At 69.0% G+C, this 16,933-nt stretch carries 15 protein-coding genes and 3 pseudogenes; 9 read left to right on the plus strand and 9 right to left on the minus strand.

Going from position 1 to position 16,933, the window contains the following annotated elements:
• Window positions 1–3 precede the first annotated feature (3 nt).
• The 3 genes and pseudogenes from PV341_RS13330 to PV341_RS13340 all read left to right on the plus strand — a co-directional run.
• Window positions 4–1,251, plus strand: a complete 1,248-nt coding sequence (locus tag PV341_RS13330; protein WP_500357893.1) for a YncE family protein — start codon at window positions 4–6, stop codon at window positions 1,249–1,251.
• Between the two features lie 102 nt (window positions 1,252–1,353).
• Window positions 1,354–1,590: a hypothetical protein gene (locus tag PV341_RS13335; RefSeq protein ID WP_500357861.1), complete on the plus strand. Its 237-nt coding sequence runs from the start codon at window positions 1,354–1,356 to the stop codon at window positions 1,588–1,590.
• Window positions 1,591–1,783: 193 nt separating this feature from the next.
• Window positions 1,784–1,876: pseudogene (locus tag PV341_RS13340) on the plus strand (PAQR family membrane homeostasis protein TrhA); the annotation flags it as partial.
• Between the two features lie 352 nt (window positions 1,877–2,228).
• Here the strand turns inward: PV341_RS13340 and PV341_RS13345 are convergent.
• Window positions 2,229–3,197, minus strand: coding sequence for an ArsR/SmtB family transcription factor (locus tag PV341_RS13345; protein ID WP_500331659.1), 969 nt, complete (start codon window positions 3,195–3,197; stop codon window positions 2,229–2,231).
• Window positions 3,198–3,386: 189 nt separating this feature from the next.
• Between PV341_RS13345 and PV341_RS13350 the strand changes: the two genes are divergently transcribed.
• The 3 genes from PV341_RS13350 to PV341_RS13360 all read left to right on the plus strand — a co-directional run bounded on the left by PV341_RS13350 (window position 3,387) and on the right by PV341_RS13360 (window position 6,790).
• The gene (locus PV341_RS13350; RefSeq protein WP_500357863.1) at window positions 3,387–3,854 is read left to right on the plus strand and encodes a peptidoglycan-binding domain-containing protein; all 468 of its coding nucleotides are present in this window, start codon (window positions 3,387–3,389) and stop codon (window positions 3,852–3,854) included.
• 847 nt (window positions 3,855–4,701) lie between these two features.
• Window positions 4,702–5,148 carry a cupin domain-containing protein gene (locus PV341_RS13355; RefSeq protein ID WP_500331662.1) on the plus strand — a complete coding sequence of 149 codons (447 nt, stop codon included), beginning with the start codon at window positions 4,702–4,704 and terminating at the stop codon, window positions 5,146–5,148.
• 454 nt (window positions 5,149–5,602) lie between these two features.
• Entirely contained in the window at window positions 5,603–6,790 is a 1,188-nt protein-coding gene (locus PV341_RS13360; RefSeq protein WP_500357865.1) for a serine/threonine-protein kinase, read from the plus strand.
• 130 nt (window positions 6,791–6,920) lie between these two features.
• Here PV341_RS13360 and PV341_RS13365 read toward each other — a convergent pair.
• From PV341_RS13365 to PV341_RS13375, 3 genes and pseudogenes are all read right to left on the minus strand, one after another.
• A pseudogene (locus PV341_RS13365) lies at window positions 6,921–7,131 on the minus strand (IS110 family transposase); the annotation flags it as partial.
• Window positions 7,132–7,657: 526 nt separating this feature from the next.
• A complete protein-coding gene (locus PV341_RS13370; protein ID WP_500357867.1) occupies window positions 7,658–8,530 on the minus strand; it encodes an NAD(P)-dependent oxidoreductase in 873 nt (290 codons plus the stop codon).
• A 54-nt stretch (window positions 8,531–8,584) separates the two neighbouring features.
• Window positions 8,585–9,508 carry an SDR family NAD(P)-dependent oxidoreductase gene (locus PV341_RS13375; RefSeq protein ID WP_500331667.1) on the minus strand — a complete coding sequence of 308 codons (924 nt, stop codon included), beginning with the start codon at window positions 9,506–9,508 and terminating at the stop codon, window positions 8,585–8,587.
• Between the two features lie 132 nt (window positions 9,509–9,640).
• On the opposite strand from PV341_RS13375, the gene PV341_RS13380 reads away from it, so the two are divergent.
• Window positions 9,641–10,528 carry a helix-turn-helix transcriptional regulator gene (locus PV341_RS13380; protein ID WP_500357869.1) on the plus strand — a complete coding sequence of 296 codons (888 nt, stop codon included), beginning with the start codon at window positions 9,641–9,643 and terminating at the stop codon, window positions 10,526–10,528.
• Between the two features lie 249 nt (window positions 10,529–10,777).
• Here the strand turns inward: PV341_RS13380 and PV341_RS13385 are convergent, their stop codons facing one another.
• From PV341_RS13385 to PV341_RS13400, 4 genes are all read right to left on the minus strand, one after another.
• Window positions 10,778–11,152 carry a fic family toxin-antitoxin system, toxin component gene (locus PV341_RS13385; RefSeq protein ID WP_500357871.1) on the minus strand — a complete coding sequence of 125 codons (375 nt, stop codon included), beginning with the start codon at window positions 11,150–11,152 and terminating at the stop codon, window positions 10,778–10,780.
• 421 nt (window positions 11,153–11,573) lie between these two features.
• On the minus strand, window positions 11,574–12,161 hold the full coding sequence (locus PV341_RS13390) for a hemerythrin domain-containing protein (RefSeq protein WP_500331672.1): 588 nt from the start codon (window positions 12,159–12,161) through the stop codon (window positions 11,574–11,576).
• 247 nt (window positions 12,162–12,408) lie between these two features.
• A complete protein-coding gene (locus tag PV341_RS13395; protein ID WP_500331674.1) occupies window positions 12,409–12,630 on the minus strand; it encodes a hypothetical protein in 222 nt (73 codons plus the stop codon).
• A gap of 162 nt (window positions 12,631–12,792) precedes the next feature.
• Complete coding sequence (locus PV341_RS13400; RefSeq protein WP_500331675.1) at window positions 12,793–12,987, minus strand: hypothetical protein; 195 nt, start codon at window positions 12,985–12,987, stop codon at window positions 12,793–12,795.
• Window positions 12,988–14,329: 1,342 nt separating this feature from the next.
• On the opposite strand from PV341_RS13400, the pseudogene PV341_RS13405 reads away from it, so the two are divergent.
• Window positions 14,330–15,517 (plus strand): annotated as a pseudogene (locus PV341_RS13405) (IS256 family transposase).
• 5 nt (window positions 15,518–15,522) lie between these two features.
• Window positions 15,523–15,963: a HEAT repeat domain-containing protein gene (locus tag PV341_RS13410; protein ID WP_500331696.1), complete on the plus strand. Its 441-nt coding sequence runs from the start codon at window positions 15,523–15,525 to the stop codon at window positions 15,961–15,963.
• 711 nt (window positions 15,964–16,674) lie between these two features.
• Here the strand turns inward: PV341_RS13410 and PV341_RS13415 are convergent.
• Window positions 16,675–16,878, minus strand: coding sequence for a hypothetical protein (locus PV341_RS13415; protein ID WP_500331677.1), 204 nt, complete (start codon window positions 16,876–16,878; stop codon window positions 16,675–16,677).
• Window positions 16,879–16,933 lie beyond the last annotated feature (55 nt).

A 16,933-nucleotide genomic window follows, 5' to 3' on the forward strand; every position in this document is an offset into this window, starting at 1 on the left:
CACATGCACCCCATGTCCCGCCCCGTCAGGCTAAGAGCCCTGCTCGCGGTCGGTGCCGTCACCGCGGCCTGCATCTCCGCCCCCGTCTCCGCGCAGGCGACCCCGGCCCTGCAGGAGGTGATGTTCGTCGGCAACAACTGGGACGGCACCGCAACCGTCATCAAGGCCCGCGGCGACTTCGCCAGGATCGGCCGCATCAACGTCATCCCCGACAAGGACCGGCGGCTGGCCGAGATCTATCTCAACCCTATCAAATTGATCTACTTCCTCGGCATCCGCGAGACCGTGGGCGAGGGCCACGACCAGTTCGTCGACGACATGTACGCCACCCCCGACGGCACAGCCCTGGTCGCCTCCCGCCCCAGCTTCGCCGACGTCGTCTCCATCGACCTCGCGACCGGCGACGTCAAGTGGCGCTTCCCGGTATCGGGCTACCGCTCGGACCACATGGCCGTCTCCCCCGACGGCACCCGTGTGGCCGTGTCAGCGTCCACGTCCAACACCGTCCACGTCCTCGACATCAACACCGGACGGGAACTCGGGAAGTTCACCACCGGCGACAAGCCGCACGAGAACATCTTCAGCAGGGACGGCAGATACCTCTGGAACATGTCGATCGGCGAGGTCAACAACGACTTCGACGCCCCTTGGCAGGACTTCCTCAAGGGCGACCGGAAGATCACGATCGCGGACACGTCCACCTTCCAGGTCGTCAAAACGATCGACATGCGTACCCGCCTCGACGCCGCCGGCCGCAGCGATCTGTCGGACGCCGTCCGCCCGGCCGCCCTCACCCCGGACGATTCCAAGCTCTACTTCCAGGTCTCGTTCTTCAACGGCCTCGCCGAGTACGATGTCGCCACCGACAAGATCACCCGGGTCAAGGCCCTGCCCAAAAACCCGGACACCAGTGACGACCGCACCACCTTTGTCAACGACTCCCGCCACCACGGCCTGTCCATGAGCCCGGACGGGACCAAGCTATGCGTCGCCGGAACCATGGACGACTACGCCACCGTCGTCGACCGCGCCACTCTAGCCGAGGGCCCGCTCGTCCCCGCAGCCAAGCCCTACTGGGCCACCGTCAGCGGCGACGGCAACTCCTGCGTCATCTCCGAAAGCAACGCCGACCAGGTCACCGCCATCGGTTTCGCCACCGGCCAGAAGATCGTCTCGGTCCCGGTCGGTGACCATCCCCAGCGCGTGAGACTGGCCCACATACGCGCCGGCTGGACCGGCCTGACCGGCTGACCTCGACGGCGGGGCGGGGAGCGTCCACTCCCGCGAAGGCCGGGCAACATCGTATGGAGCGCCTCGCTGGCCAACCTTCACCCCGCGCACACCGACACGTACGTGGACTTCCACAACGCCGACCGAGCGCCCCTGCTCTTCCTCTCCGGCGAGTACGACCACCTGATGCCCCCCAAGGTGCAACTGTCCAACGCCGGGCACTACAAGGCGGAGGGCACCACCACCGAGGTCAAGGTATTCCCCGGCCGCTCCCACGTAATGGCCGTCCAGGAAGGCTGGCAGGAGATCGCCGACTACGCCTCAACTGGGCGCTCGCCCACTCCTGAGCCGGGCCCGTGACGCGTTCAGGACGGCATCTCCGCGTCCTGAACACCCGCAAGGAGCGGCCATCGCTCGATTCGGCCCAGTCGCTCATTCGGGCGCCCGGAATAGGGGTCACAGGGGCTGGACTCCTAGGCGAACGGGCCGGTCGGTGTCAGGGTGGCGACCGCGCCCGCCCCCTGGACTCCCCTCCTGCCGCGGGCGGGGCCGCCGCGGCACCTGGGGCCCTCCCGGGGAGGCTGTGCTATGGCGGCTGGACCACGCGAACATCTTTGCGATTATTGCGGGCACCTACACGCCGCTGAAACCACTGCCTGACACACGATGAGCACGGCGCGGAGGTCGTGCACCTGCACGCGGGCCGTGAGCATCGCGGTGGGGACGCGACGCAGCGTGGCGCCGTTCCGGCGGGCCGGGCGCGGCCGAGTCGGGGCCAACCGGTGGCACGCGGTCCGGGGCCGGGCCGGGCTCGGCCTCCGGCGGGCGCCGTCCAATCGCTGACGGATCAGCTGATATCGGACAGGCGGTGGTGAAGGGCTGTGCACTGTGTCGATCCCGATCCACAGCGGTCTGCGTCGGCGGTGTGGTCAGCAGGCACACTCAGCACCGGCACTCGGTCCGGCAACAGCGTCGTCCGCGACCGTGCACCGACGGAGTCAACGCCTGGTGCTGTCACCGCGCAGCAGTGCCTGCCCAAGAGGGCTGAGGGTATGCAGGACCGCGCTGCCGGTGCGTGTGGTGGTGATCAGGCCGGCGTTGCGCAGAACCGCGGCGTGCTGGCTCGCGGACGGCAGCGAGACGCCTACCCGCTCGGCAATCGTGGTGGTGTTGGCCGGGTGACGGGTGGCGGCCAGAACAGCCGCGCGGGTCCGGCCGAGCAGCGGGCCAAGTGCGTCCGCGCTGCCGATGGCAGGTTCCCCCGCATGCATGGGATACACCAGAACGGTGGAGGCCTTGGGTCGGTACATCAGTGCCGGACCGCCGAAGTAGGAGGGGACCAGAACCAGTCCCCGGCCGCAGAGGGGCACCTCGATGTCGCTCGAACCCGCCCAGGGGATGTGCAGCGTGGGGGCTTCCCAGCGCCAACAGGAGCCAAGTGTGGCCAGCAGCCCATCGGTTCCGCCGCGCAGCAGCGTCTCGGCCCTCAGCGCACGGTCGGCGGCAGCCTGAGCTTGGATCTTTGGCCACCAATCGGACAGGCAGGTGTCAAAGTACCTGTGCAGGTCCCTGGCCAGGTTCTGACGTGCGCTCGGCGCACCGTCAGCCAGTGCTCTCAGACGGCGCTGGGTGCCGGCGGAGGCCGGCAGTTGCTCGATGTCAGCTGCCAGCTGGTCGGCAGGCGTCAGGGCGGCCAGCGCGACGCTCGATCCGAGGTCGTCAGACAGGTGCAGCAGAAAGTCGGGAAAGTTGCCCTGCCGGGGAACCAAGTCGTGCAGGATCCCCGCCCGGGCGGCTGCTGTGGCTCTGTGCTCCCGGTGCCACTGGACGACGCCTGGCCGCTTTCCCTGCCCTCTGGCAAGTCCGGTGCGCAGCAGGCGCACGCTGGATGTGACTCCTTCCAGCGCTGCGGGCGTCATGAGAGTGATGTTGCGCAGATCGGCGGCGGTGAACTGCAAGCGCATCATGCTGACCGATCCTGATCTGCCCGGGACCCTTTTGGCCAGGCGTGAATGGCGTGGCGGCTGGATCTGCCTGCACAACAGACTCGTTCCCGGCAGCCTCCGGCACGACGGACTGTTGCAGTGAGAGCTCAAGCGTGGCGCCCTGACCGGCCGTCAGCTGCGCCGCATCACCGACAACGTGAAGGGGAACGAATGCGATCGAAGGTTTTGACCAGGACGCTCCTCAGCGTCACTACTGTGGCGGGAATCGCAGCCGGGGGGCTTGCCGGGGCCGGACCCAGCATCGCCGCCCCCGTACCGGCCTCGCCGGCAGCCGCGAGCCCGCGCAGCGTAACCCCGCTGGCAGTGGTCAACCTCGGCCTGAGCACCACGCAAGCGAGGTACGTGCAGTGCTGGCTGAAGTACGGGAACTACGGCTACACCGGTGCGCTCGACGGCCAGTTGGGCACCGAGAGCTGGAAGGCCTTCCAGCGCTACCTCAAGCCTGCCTACGGCTACTCCGGCGCCATCGACGGAGTCGTCGGCAGTGGCACTGTGAGCGCCCTGCAGCGGATGCTGAAGGCCCACTACGGCTACACCGGTGCCATCGACGGCGTCGCGGGATCAGGAACCCAGGCCGCGTTCAAGACCTTCGCCAACGCGCAGCAGACGTTCTGCTGAACTGAACCTCCCGCGGGCCGGCGGGATCGACCGCCGGCCCGTGCCTGGCGATGCCGGGGCCCGCCTGAGGAAGCGAGGCGGGCTCCTCCCTCTCATCCGAAGCAGCGACGGCGGGTGCGGGGGCGCCACGACAGCGGACTCAGGGTCGCGCCGTATGCGCTTCGGTCCGGCGGCAGCATGCCCACCGATGACGACCACGAGGTCGCCGAACGGAGGGCGGACCCGCGCCAGCGGTACTCGTTGACGGCACCACCGAGATGTGGTGCGCAGGAGTCTGCGGCCTTCGGGCTCGTGCACGGTGAAGGGCTCCGGTCGACACCGGGGCCGGCGCCGCGCCCAGAGGGGCGAGCTCGTCACAGCACCGCCGGTGGGCGGCCACGATAGGCCGTGCGTGGTATGTCTCGTCCGTCGTCAGGCGGTCTCCTCCCGTTGCCGGGTGTCTCTGCGCTTCTTGACGGCGATGACGGCGGTGACGGACGGCGATCGGACCGGCCCAGGATGGCGGGGACGGCGTTGGGCAGGGCCCACCAGCAGAGCAGCACGAGCGACGACGACAACACCCGCCGTCACCGTCAGGTTCCCATCGGTGACACGGTGCGATGGGTCTGATGCCGCCATCGCCCGGATTGTGGCGGCTGCCCCCAGGAGGCAGGGTGGTCTCGGGACAGGCGCACGGCGTCTCACGGATGCGGCTGAAGCCCGTCCTCATCGTGAAAGCACGATGTGTGAGCCCGGAACCCGGCGAGGTCGCTCGCCGCCGAACGGGTGGCCCAGTAGTGCACCGGCCCGGAAGGCGGTGGCCGACGCAAGATCGTCCACTCCGGGCGGGCTTACGGAGGTGACGTACATGTCAGAGGAGAACCCGGTACACACGCCCGCTGCCGAGAGCCACGAGGTCTCGCTGCCGCCCGAAGTCAAGATGCTCCAGGAAGTCACTCCGCCCTTCTTCCCCGAAGGCGGTTCGGGAATGACCATCCTCGTCGAATGGCCTCCCGGTCACCCCGGGCTCCCTCCGCACCGCCACTCGGGGCCGTCATTCGGCTACGTGATGGAGGGCGCGATCCGGTTCGAACTCGAGGGTGAGCCGGAGCGTGTGATCAAGGCCGGCGGGACGTTCTGGGAGCCAGGTGGTGATGTGATCCACTACCAGGACGGTAACGCCTTGACGGACGCGCCGACCAAGTTCGTAGTGATCATGGTGTGCGCGCCGGGTCAGCCGATGCTCACGTTGGTCGACGAAGAGGAGCTGAAGGGACGGGCACACCTACGGGCTCCACGCCCTTCCGCGGGCTGACACGCGAGTCGACGAATTTCAAGGCGCCACCGCGAAGTGGTGCGTGGCGGCCGCTTCGGTCACCCGGCGGACGCCGGTCGGGTCACCGTGCCTGGCGGCGGGGCAGCGGAGTGCCGCCACGCCACTCACCGGCGCCTCCTTCTGTCGGGATCACGCACTCAGGAGCCTGACGCCAGCGACTCGACCGGTGGTCGATTGTGTCGGTCGGGCCGGCCTCGCCTGCGGATCGTCGGCGTGGAAACGGTTCGGCGCAGATGCGGGGGTTCTCCGCGTGCGTGTGGCGGCCGCATCCGTCACCGCATGCCTGCACCGCCGCGCGGGCGCCTCTGCGTGGCAGGCAGGGCGGTCGGCGGACTCGCGCCAGGTTTGTACGCTGGATGGCGCCGCGCCGCACATGCTACTCACGGGTAGGTGTGGTGCGAGACGTTGTCGTGGGTCAAGGAGCGGTGCGGGCGTGCTGGTGGCGGAGCGGTATCGGCTGGAGGAGCCACTGGGGCGTGGGGGCATGGGAGAGGTATGGCGGGCCGCCGATCAGGTGCTCGGAAGAGCGGTGGCGGTGAAACTGATGCTCGGCGACGCTGATGCCGAGGCCGCCGGCCGGTTCCGCCTGGAGGCCAGGACAGCGGCCCGTCTCAACCATCCCCACGTCGTCAGCGTGTACGACTTCGGCTCGCATGACGGCCAGTTGTACCTCGTGATGGAGCTCGTCAACGGGCACAGCCTCGCTCAGGAACTCGCTGCGCACAGCCCGGTGGACTCCGTGCGGGCGTCGGACATCGGTGCTCAGGCTGCGGCGGGGCTGGCTGCGGCGCACCGGCAGGCCGTCATCCACCGCGACATCAAACCGGCCAATGTGATGGTGACCGTTGAGGGCACCGTGAAGATCGCCGACTTCGGGATCGCCCGATTCGCCGACGAGGCGTCCCGGGCGCTCACCGCCACCGGCCGGGTGATGGGCTCGAGCGGCTACCTGGCCCCCGAGCGGGCGCTGGGTCGCCCGGCCGAACCCGCCTCGGACGTCTATGCCCTCGGCTGCGTCCTGTACGAGCTGGCAACCGGCCGGCCCCCGTTCGTCGGCGAGACCCCGCTGGCGGTGATCCACCAGCACGTCGACGCGGCGCCGGTACCCGTCAGGCAGCTCAACCCGGCGGTGTCGGGCGCGCTGGCGGACTACATCCTGTCCCTACTGGCCAAGGACCCGGGCCGGCGTCCCACCGCCGACCAGATCGCCGACTGGCTTGCCGCCTCGGCAGGCCAGCACCCCGAGCGGCGGTCAGCGACGCCGGCAGGCATCGAGCCGACACCCACGGCGACCCTGCCCGACGCGGCCGCGTCCCGCCTGTACGGGCGAGGTGCCGCGCAGCCGCGGCGCACTCGCATCCTGGTCGGTGTCGCCGGGCTTGCCGTGTTCGGGGCTGCGGCAGCCGTCGGTGCGGCCTGGAGCTCCGACGGCGACGGCGCCTCGTCACCCGGGCCGACGTCGTCTCCTTCCCCTGCTGCCACTGTGCCCCCCGTACCCTCTGCCGAAGTCTCACCGCCAGCCGGCGGCACGTCGCCGACCTCCCGGACTCCGCCCGGCCCTCGCGGCAAGGGTGAGGAGCACAAAGGCAAGGACCACAAGAAGCACGGTCACGACGACTGACGGGCACGACGCCACTCCCGCACGTGCCTTTGGCACGGTGTACTGATGCTTCTGCTTGGCAGAGTGACGTTGGGCGTCGAGGGTCAGGGCGGTGCCGGGCGTGAAGCCGCCCGGGGTGCCGGGCCGGTACAACGGACGGGTGAAAGCGGGTGAGCAGGCCACGGATACGGTGGGAGGTGCGCGGGTCGCGTCGACCACCAGGGCCTGGTCGAAGCCGGCCAGGACGGTCAGTTCGGCCGTGACCGTGTCGGTCAGTGCCCCAGCGAGCGCCGGGTGTGTGTGCGCCATGACGCGTGCGAAATCCCGATGACGGCGGCATCACCGGCATCCGCCGGGCCCGGTGACACCCCCTGCCTCATTCCGGCAGGGAACGGTCACGCCGGGCCGGAAGGCCGGCGGCCCGCTGGCAGGACTGCGGAGAGGACAACGGGAGAAGACGCTCGGCGCCCGCTGCTACCCGACAACGCCCGGATGCTTGGCGAGGAGCACCTGCGCGGCACTCTTGCCACCGGCCGCCTCGCCGACCTCACCGTTCCGGACCGGGACCCCGCCCACTACCCCCGCGACACCCCGCGCGACCTCAACCCCACCACACCAAACCTACTTCGACGGCAGGTCGCGGACCGTAACCCAAGGTGACGACTCGGCCGACCAGCTCATGCCCGAGGACAGGAGGGGAGAGCGCCGCCCGTGTCACCCGCGGTGCCGTCCACGACGTGCGCATCGGTGCCGCACAGCGTCGCTGCGGTCATGCGAACCAAAAGCGCGTCCCGCTCGACGACCGAGGGGATCTCGACATCGAGCAGGGTTCCGGGGCTCGCCGTGGGTGGTCAAGACGGCGGCGCGGCTGTCGCCGGGATCCTGGCATCACGCGTCACCCCGCTCCGCTGGGGCGTTCTTCCGGGTAAGTGCCACCATGCGGGCCGTTTCGACCAGGCCCGCGGCGCCGGCGAGGCCGCGTACCAGCACCTCGGAGGGGTCACCGCCACCTGCGCGCACGGCGTCGGCGAAGTGGTGCATGTCTTTGTTCATGAGAGTGTGTACGTGTTCGGCCAGTTCCGGCGTGATGTCGCCCCCGAGGGCGCGGAGCGCCGCACTTCCGCCACTACTGGCGGAAACCACCTCGATGAGGGCCGGAACGTCCAGACCGACCTGTGCGGCCAGGCCGAGGACGTCCTCGGCGTTCTTCATGTTGGTGATGGTCAGCGCGTTGTTGAACAGCTTGGTGAACTGGCCCGCGCCGGCCGGTCCCATCAGCTTGACCGTGTCGCTGAACGTGGCGAACACCGGCCGGGCCGCCTCGAAGGCGCCCCGCGACCCGCCGGTGAAGGTGGTCAAGGCGCGGGCGCGGGCGCCCGGGCTGCCGCCGCTGACGGGTGCGTCGAGGTAGATCCCTCCGGCCCGGGCGACGTGTTCGGCGATGCGTACGGCCTCAGTGGGGTCACCGGTGCCGTGGTTGACGATGATCGTCCCGGGAGCGACAGCGGCCAGGAGGCCCTGGCCGTCCAGAACGTCCCAGAGATCGGCGTCATCGCGCAGGCACAACCCGATCATCTGGACGGACGCGCCGATCCCAGGCACGGTGCCGTGAACGGTGTGGGGGACATTCTCCACCGCGGACAGCGAGGCGGGGCGCCGGGCCCATACATGCAGTTCGAAGCCGTGCTCGCCGATGGCTTCCGCCATGGGGCCGCCCTGGTCGCCTAGACCGATGAAACCGACTTTCGAGATTGCCGTCATTGCAGTGATCCTTCGTTGGTGCTGGTCAGGAAGCGGAGACCGGACCGCCTGCCCTCAGCGGACGATGTCGCCGGCCAGCTCCCACAGGCGCTCGGCGTTGGCCGGGTCCAGCGCGTAGCGGGCCACGCCGGGAACACCGAGCTGCGTGGGACGGCCGTCGACCACCGGCGCCTCGTTGACGTCTTCGAAGTAGCGGCCGCCGACCCCTTCGACCAGGGGCGACGCGGCGAGGAACACGGTGGTCGCGGCGCCCTGCTCGACCGTCTTGCGGTACGGCTCGGGTGTCCGCAGGCCACCGGTGTGGCGCTGCAGATTGGTGGCGATCGCACCGGGGTGCAGGGCGTTGGCCGTGATGCCATCGCCGGCCCAGCGGCGCTGGGCCTCGACGGCCAGCAGGACCTCGGCCGTCTTGGACTGCCCGTAGGCGGTGAGCGCGTCGTACGGGCGGAAGCGGAAGTCGACGTCATCGAAGACGACGGGAGAGAACAGGTGGCCGCCGGAGGACACCGAGACCAGGCGCGCACCCTCCGCGTCGGCGAGGGCGCCGTGCAGCCCCAGGGTCAGGGCGAAGTGCCCCAGGTAGTTGGTGGCGAACTGCTGCTCGTGGCCGGCGATGCCGCGCTCGAGTTCCGGCGGCATCATGATTCCGGCGTTGTTGATCAGAACATGCAGCGGCCCCTGCCAGGCGGCGGTGAACGCGCGTACCGACTCCAGGTCGGACACATCGAGGCGGGCGACGTGGATCGCGTCGTTCCCGGTGACCTGGCGCAGGTCCGCCGCGGCCTGCTCGCCGGCCTCGGGACGGCGCACGGCGAGCGTGACCTCGGCACCGGCGGCCGCCAGAGCGCGGGCGGTCTCGACCCCGATGCCCGAGTTGGCACCAGTGACGACCACCCGCCTGCCGGACAGGTCGACGCCCTCGATCACCTCAGAGGCGGTGCTGTCGCGGTTGAACTCGGTGGTGAAGAGCTGGGACATGTGATGCGTTCCTCCTGGTTCGCGGACTGTGCCGCCAGGCTGCACCGAACGCCGGCAGGCGGACCAGGACGGGCTGAGACTGGGACCGGCAGGGCCACCCAGGAAATCGGAATGCCTTCGTACGCTGGAAACATGCCAGCCATCGAAGACGCCAACGCACTGGGCCGGTACCTGCGCGCCCGCAGGGAGCTCATCTCACCCGACGAGGCCGGCGTTCCCGATCAAGGCAACCGGCGCGTCCCGGGGCTGCGCCGCGAGGAGGTCGCCTTCCTCGCGGGAATCAGCTCCGACTACTACAACCGTCTGGAACAGGGCCGCGACAAGAATCCCTCCGAGCAGGTCCTGCGCAGCATCGCCCGCGCTCTGCGGCTGGACGAGGAGGCCACGGCGTACCTGCTGCAGATCGCCGCGCGGAAGAACCCGCAGCGCAAACGGCCCCGCAGGCCCGAGAAGGTCAGCGAGGGCCTGTGCACCCTCATCCGCTCCTGGCCGCTCACTCCGGCGTACGTCCACGGCATGTACATGGACGTACTCGCCGCCAACGACCTCGCCATCGCGCTCTCGCCATTCAACGCCCCCGGCCACAACGGCATCCTCGCCGCGTTCCTGGAACCCGAGATGCGAGAGCTCCATCAGGACTGGGACGACATGACCGCCCGCGTCGTCCCCTACCTGCGTTCCATCGTCGGCGCCGACATGCACGACCCGCGACTCGTCGAGATCGTCGGCGAGCTCACCCTGAGCAGCGAACGCTTCCGCACGCTCTGGGCCCGCCAGGACGTCAAATACAAGACCAGCGGCACCACCTTGTTCCGCCACCCCCAGGCCGGACCGCTGGAACTGCGCTACGAAAAGCTGCTCATACCGAGCGCCGGTCAGACGCTGATCACCTACCACGCGCAGCCAGGCAGCACTTCCGAGGAACGCCTGCGCCTCCTCGCAAGCATGATCGCTCCGGACTATGTAGGAGGCACAGGCGCCGTCGCCGACCAGCCCGCTCCCGGACGCACCGCGCCGTAGGCTCCCGCAGGCGTCCGGCAGCCCCGTCGCCCGAGCCGGGTCCAAGAACGTGCGCGGCGGCTACCGTCGCCGCCATCCGCCCGTAGGCCGGTAGCGCAGCGGGCCGACCCAGCTCCTCGGCCGCGAGAGGGCGGCAGGGGCGCAGCGGCGTTCCGGGAAAGGTCGGGTGCCCGGGGCGTCCATACGACGTCACCACCGGCACCCGGCCCACACAGAGCCGGGGTCTCCGACGCCTGAGCGCGCGACCGCCTACGCCGCCACCCATCCCCGGATGGCCTCTGCGACCGCCCGCACGTCCAACGCGTCCCGGTCGATCCGCGTCGCGAGTTCCGCCGCTTCCTTCGCGCCCACGGTCACGATGGCCCCGCTCGCCGTCAGGTAGGCCGCCGCCACCACCGCCCCGAACAACTCGTTGGCGTACTCCAGCGCCGGTACCCGGATGAGCTGGTGCATCAACGCGGCTGCTCGGTGGTGCACCTCCGTGTAGACGGGGGTGCCCATCACCTTGTCCGCGTGGCGCGCCACAGCGGCCGCCATCGACCCGAAGTCGGTGATCCCGGGGTCACCGGGCATGTTGCGATGTGCGAGGTCCAGCAGCCACGCCCGGTCAATGTGGACGATCACGCAGCGGCCCCCGCGCTGCCATCGGCCCGGGGGTGCCCGAATTGCTCGGCGAAGGTGTCGCCCCAGGCGTCCGCGAAATGAGCGCCCGCGCATTACCCTGGGTGACAATGATCCCTGGCGTTGACCGCTATGCCCGCCCCATCCACAGTCAGGCCGCGGCGCTCCAGTCGGAACTCAGATGGTCCACAAGCGAAGCCCTGTGCAGCGCAGCCACGGGCTCCAACAGGTGGGGGTGCCGAAGCAGGGACGCGGCGCGCCGATCATAGGCGTCCGGGGCAAGGAGCCGGGGAAATCACTCACTGCCTTCCCACCACCTTCTCACCAAGTGAGGCAGAGCGGTCACAGCGCGTCGGAGCCCGGGCCGCCGACCTCACCACGGCGAGCCGGCCCGCTCCTCCGGCCAGGACCTCGGACCCTGCCCTCAGTGACGGCTGCGGGCGGCTTCGACCGCGTCCTTGACCCGGTCCAAAAGTGAGGCGAACGGGCCCATCACCCATTGCGCTGTCGTTGATCCGGCGACCCTGGGATGCGGGTGTGTGGGCGCCATGGAAAGGACCGACTGCAGGTGGTAGCCCATGGTCCTCAATTGATCTCGGTCACAACCGGCGAGCACGGCGGGGAACTCCTGCTGTTCCTCCCGTTCGGCATGCGTGATGACGGCTCGTTCGAAGTAGGCGAACTTCTTGTCGAACTCGTCGCTGTCGACATCCATCGTCTCGAGTTCGGCCAGTGTCTCGCTGGCGAACTTTTCCTCGAGGTTGCGGGCCTCGACCTCTGCCTCGCCGGCGGCGCGTTTGGCAACCGGCCGCAGGATCATCTCCTCGGCGGTCTCGTGGACGGCGAGTGTGGCACGGAGCTTGTCGAACCACTGCTGCCTCTCATCGCCCCGCGTTTTCTTCACGTTCGAGAACAGGTCCCGGATGTGAGCGTGCTGCTGCAATAGGATGCGTACGACATTGCCACCCGGCAGGTCGTCTGCTCGTTGACGTTCGCTTTTCGCGTCGCCCATGGCTCTCCACCCCGCTCACGTAGCATTGGTGCACTTCTCGAGCCTCCCAACGGAGCACCTGACCGCAACGAGCTGCCCCAAACGAAACGCCCACTCGTCGGGCCTCTGCCGAGATCAGGCTGAATAAGCAGGAGCACGTTCAGCCTGCTGATCAGTCCTGCGATCAGTGCCCCCGGCCGCAGTCGCAGGCGGCGGTTGACGAACGGGCCCATGACACGGCAGCGACTGGTCGGCGTCACCAGCGGAATCAGCGCGAACGGTATCCCGAATTCGCAGCGATGGCGGAGTCGATCGACTGGTTCAGCACGGAATGGCGGCCGGGCGACAAGTGACCTAAGGCGAGGCCCACCACAAGGTCAATGATCAAGGCGATCGTAGCCAGGTCACACGCGGGGTCCGGCACGAACAGACTCATCCGGTAGGTGGTCGGGTGCGCCCGGCCCCCGCAAAACCTGTCGATCCGGATCATGGCATCGCTGTCGAACCCCTCCGTCTAATGAAGCGCCGGCCCAATGAGCCGCTCTGCATCCGGGGATGAGTGCCGACGCGTCAGACGGGTCCATGTTCGGCGGGGCCGCGCAGGGCGCCCGCCCGGCCCTCACCACGTAACCGGGCGGGCTGCTTGGGGGACCTAGGGGCTTCGCTCCGCGTGGGCGGGGATTAGCAGATTCCAGCCGATGCCGGAGCAGTCCTTCGGGACCGATGGGAAGGTGTGGCCCTCCACATCCGTGCTGACGAAGCGGTGGCCTTGGCCCCAGGTGCATTCATAGATGCCGCTCACCGGGACCTTCTTTCCGGGGAGATGCACGCGGGTGTTCTCGTCCATCACGTCCTCCTCACCGACCGGGGCCCGAGTGGAGCAGACCCCGGCCTGCAAGGCGCTGACCGCCGAGAGAGGGGAGCCCTGGGGGAACCGCCCGGTCGGGGGGCGAAACGGGCGGCTCCGGCAGATCGCCTTACCTCGCATCGCCCGGCTGAAACCCTCGAAGTAGGGGTTTCCGAGGGCAGCGCGAAGATCCATGGAGTCGGCTGGGCTCGTAGGAGGTGGGTGGGCGGTCCGCAGGCTGGAGGTTCTATCGAGTGCTGAGCCCGCCCGGCTGGGGCCCGGGCCTCGTGGATGGTTCACACGACCAGTCGGGCGGACACTTGCGGGCGGCCCCGCCTCTAGTCAGGGAAGGACGGCGACGAGGCCGCACTTAAATGGTGCGCCCGCTCCCGGGATATTGCGAGGCCCTCACCGCGCAGCCGCGGCGGTGGGGGCCCCTTCTTCCCGGTCGGTCTTGCGGGCGTGTGGAGGCACGTCGGGCAGGCTCGCTTTTCCAGAATGCCCGCAAAGGCTCGTTGCCGAGCGCTGAAGATGTAGGCCAGGCCCCGCCTCTCGCACGGCAGGGGCCTGGCCCTCGGCCGAAGGACGTCTTGGGTGAGGTGGACAAACCCTCGGCGCTGCATCTAGCCTCCGCGGGCCTGCAGGGGGCCGCAAGCTAGTCGCCGCAGCCGAGTGAGGGGCGGCCCCTCCCTGTGACGTCTCCCGCGTGGACGGGGCTGCGCTACCAGCATGCGACTGCTCGTGGCTGGGGTCACGCTAGCCGCATGAACTGCCGTGTGATCGTGTACCCGCCGACGGGTAGCGGGGGACGCCGTGTGCGTTACGACGGGAAAGTCCTTGGCCTCGCATACGCTCCGCGAGACCTGGTCGCGCTCGTGCGCTCCCGGACCGGGGAAGGCCATTCTGGGGGCGGAGTTGGGTCGGAGCGCGACCCCGCCCGGTGTGCGCGACGGAGTCAGAGGGCGGGTCGCAGCCCAGGATGCGCAGCATACCCGGTGAAAGCACGCGGGACAGGGCGAGTCGGGTGTCGTCCTACCGCCGCCAACGAGCGATGGCCGGCGCGCGCGAAGGGGCTTTGGGAGTGGCCCTCCGGTGTCCCTACGGCGCGTCGGCCTAACGCCTTACCTTGCACGCATCACCGAAACCTCAGCCGGGAAGCTCCTATAGCTCCTGCGGGGCGGTGATCCGCATGCGACAGCGGACCAGGCCGTCCTCGGGCGAGCAATGCTCAGGACTTGTGGATCGGTTCCGGGAGGGCACGTGAAGGGCGTACCTTCCCGAATGATCCTTTGAAGGTCTCCGAGTAGGCCCGCGTTGCAGCGCGGGTCGGGAAGGCACGCCCGTGCTCAGCGTAGTCACCGAGGACGGCTCCACCCAATCCGGCTCCTTGATCGACGAGATCGTCCGCGAGGGCGCACGCCGGATGCTTGCCGCCGCACTGGAAGCCGAAGTCAACCAGTACATTGCCGAGTTGGCGGCCGAGACCGACGAGGCTGGCCGCCGCTTGGTTGTCCGCAACGGTCACCACCGGCCCCGGACCGTGGTCACCGCGGCCGGACCGGCTGAGGTGAGGGCCCCCGCGGATCAACGACCGGCGTGTCGACGAGCAGACCGGCGGGCGCAAGCGGTTCTCCTCCAAGATTCTTCCGCCGTGGTGCCGCAAGTCGCCGAAGATCTCCGAGGTGCTGCCGCTGCTCTATCTGCACCGCCTGTCGTCCGGAGACTTCGTCCCGGCCCTGGAGGAGCTTCTTGGCAGCACAGCCGGCCTTTCGCCGGCGACCGTGACCCGGCTGACCAAGCAGTGGAGCGACGACCACGCCGCCTTCCAGCAGCGGGACCTGTCGGACCGGGACTTCGTCTACGTGTGGGCCGACGGAGTGCGCCCCAAGGTCCGGCTCGGCCAGGCGCACTCGTGCGTGCTGGTCCTACTCGGCGTTCGCCTGGACGGCACGAAGGAGCTGATCGCACTGGCCGAAGGGCTGCGGGAGTCCACGGAGTCGTGGGCCGACCTGCTGCGCGACTGCCGCCGACGCGGCGTGCGCGACCCGGAGCTGGTGGTCGGCGACGGCGCGATGGGTCTGTGGAGGGCATTGGCCGAGGTTTTCCCAGCAGCACGGCATCAAAGGTGCTGGGTTCACAGGAGATCTACAACCCTGAGGACCGCGCCCACGCCGAGCGGGCGATCGAAGCGTTCGCCCGCACCTACGGAGCCAAGTGGCCCAAACCCGTCGCGAAGATCACCGACGACCGGGACGAGCTGCTGGCGTTTTACGACTTCCCGGCCGAGCACTGGATCCACCCGCGGACCACCAACCCCATTGAGTCCACCTTCTCCACCGTCAAGCTCCGCACCAAGGTCACCCGCGGTGCCGGCAGCCCGGCAGCGGCGCTCTCCATGGTGTTCAAACTCGTCGAGTCCGCTCAAGCGCGATGGCGCGCGATCACCGGCGCGCACCTGGTGCCCCTGGTCCGTGCCGGCGCGCGCTTCGAGAACGGCATCCTGGTGGAGCGGTGCGAGGTGGCCGCGTGAAAGACATGTTTGCGGCACTTGAAGCGCTGACCGACCGCGATCCGAACCGGCGGGACGTCGCCGCCTCGGTCCTGGGGGACCTCCTGCGCGGCACCGCACTCGACGCGGATTCGACTCGTCTGATCGTCGGACGCCTGGTCAGCCTAGCGGTCAACGAACCGGTAGCCATGGTCCGCGAGTCTGCCCTCAACTCGATCAGCGAAGCTTTCAACCACCACAGCCTGCCGCTGGGCATCGTCCAACCGCTGGCCGCCGACATGCCGACGATGGAGCCCGAGCTCCTCCCTCATGCGCTCTACATTTTCGGCGCAACGCACGACCCGCAAGCTCGCCCACTGATCGAGCCCTTCCTCAACCACCCCGACACGGACGTGCGAGAGGAAGCCGAACGCGCGGCAGCCGAGATCACCGCATCCACCACAGAACGCCGCAACCACAACTCTTGACTATTGCTTGCTCTCCTCGGGCAGGTAGAGCAGCATGCTGCTTTCGTCGGTGGCGCGAGCCTGAATCCATGCGCGGACGTAGGCGACCTGGTCGACGGGCGGTGAGGACGATGTCGACGGCGTCGTGGTCGGGTGGCGGGAAGAGGTCGTTCTCGACTGTGCTCATAGCGTGTCAACAGTTCGGTCTGGGCTGGTGCGGCGGCCCGGAGCGGTGGCCACTCGAAGGAGCGGCGCCGGCTTGGCTGTGCCGCTCCTCCGCCACTCGCCGCGCTACCACCAGCCCGCGGCGGATCCGTGCAGGCCTGCCCCACTGCAGTGCCGGCATACGTCCTCGGTCGGCGGACCGACGTCCTGGCCTCCAACCGACCGGCCCGGGCCGTTCCTCACCGACTGGGACCGCCTCGCTGCCGAGACCGCAACGATCCTTAGCCTGAAGGCCGGGTGCCCCCCGACCGGCAACTCGCAGACCTGTGGGCCAACTCACGCTGCAGGCATCGCATTTCTTGATCACCGCAGTGTGGCGCGCGCTGCGCCGACAGTCGCAGGGCACGGACCATGTGCCCGCGACGCCACATGATGCCTGCAGTGCGCGAACGGTACAGCGAGCAGGGGGCTGGCGCTTGTGGCAGGCGCCGGCTGCCGTCGTAGTCTGAACTTGTCCGTCCGGCCGGATTAGGCCCTACGGGGGCCGATTAAGGCCGGGCGGGCCCGTCACCACACGTCTGGGCCGCCACCGCGCCACTCGATCACGTCGGGGTCGGCGATGTCGAACCATGCAAAATCGAAGCCAGCGAGCCAAAGGAACTGCTCCAGTTCTGTCATGTCGCGGGCAGTTCCGAAGTAGACCCCGTTGATCGTTACCCCGCGGCCGTCCATGGGCGGAAGGACGATGACGGACGGCTCCTTGACGGGCAAATATCCAGCGTGTCTCGCGCGGAACGCGGGTGCATCCTGGAAGTGTGGCCCTGCC

It is taken from the genome of Streptomyces sp. PA03-1a (assembly GCF_033792805.1).
In the GTDB taxonomy this organism is placed as follows: Bacteria; Actinomycetota; Actinomycetes; order Streptomycetales; family Streptomycetaceae; genus Actinacidiphila.

What these genes read in the sequence shown, in the direction of transcription:
- PV341_RS13330 (WP_500357893.1), top strand. Translation starts at nt 4, where the DNA reads ATGCACCCCATGTCCCGCCCCGTCAGGCTAAGAGCCCTGCTCGCGGTC.
- PV341_RS13345 (WP_500331659.1), bottom strand. Translation starts at nt 3,197, where the DNA reads ATGATGCGCTTGCAGTTCACCGCCGCCGATCTGCGCAACATCACTCTC.
- PV341_RS13350 (WP_500357863.1), top strand. Translation starts at nt 3,387, where the DNA reads ATGCGATCGAAGGTTTTGACCAGGACGCTCCTCAGCGTCACTACTGTG.
- PV341_RS13355 (WP_500331662.1), top strand. Translation starts at nt 4,702, where the DNA reads ATGTCAGAGGAGAACCCGGTACACACGCCCGCTGCCGAGAGCCACGAG.
- PV341_RS13370 (WP_500357867.1), bottom strand. Translation starts at nt 8,530, where the DNA reads ATGACGGCAATCTCGAAAGTCGGTTTCATCGGTCTAGGCGACCAGGGC.
- PV341_RS13375 (WP_500331667.1), bottom strand. Translation starts at nt 9,508, where the DNA reads ATGTCCCAGCTCTTCACCACCGAGTTCAACCGCGACAGCACCGCCTCT.
- PV341_RS13380 (WP_500357869.1), top strand. Translation starts at nt 9,641, where the DNA reads ATGCCAGCCATCGAAGACGCCAACGCACTGGGCCGGTACCTGCGCGCC.
- PV341_RS13390 (WP_500331672.1), bottom strand. Translation starts at nt 12,161, where the DNA reads ATGGGCGACGCGAAAAGCGAACGTCAACGAGCAGACGACCTGCCGGGT.
- PV341_RS13395 (WP_500331674.1), bottom strand. Translation starts at nt 12,630, where the DNA reads ATGATCCGGATCGACAGGTTTTGCGGGGGCCGGGCGCACCCGACCACC.
- PV341_RS13400 (WP_500331675.1), bottom strand. Translation starts at nt 12,987, where the DNA reads ATGGACGAGAACACCCGCGTGCATCTCCCCGGAAAGAAGGTCCCGGTG.
- PV341_RS13410 (WP_500331696.1), top strand. Translation starts at nt 15,523, where the DNA reads ATGTTTGCGGCACTTGAAGCGCTGACCGACCGCGATCCGAACCGGCGG.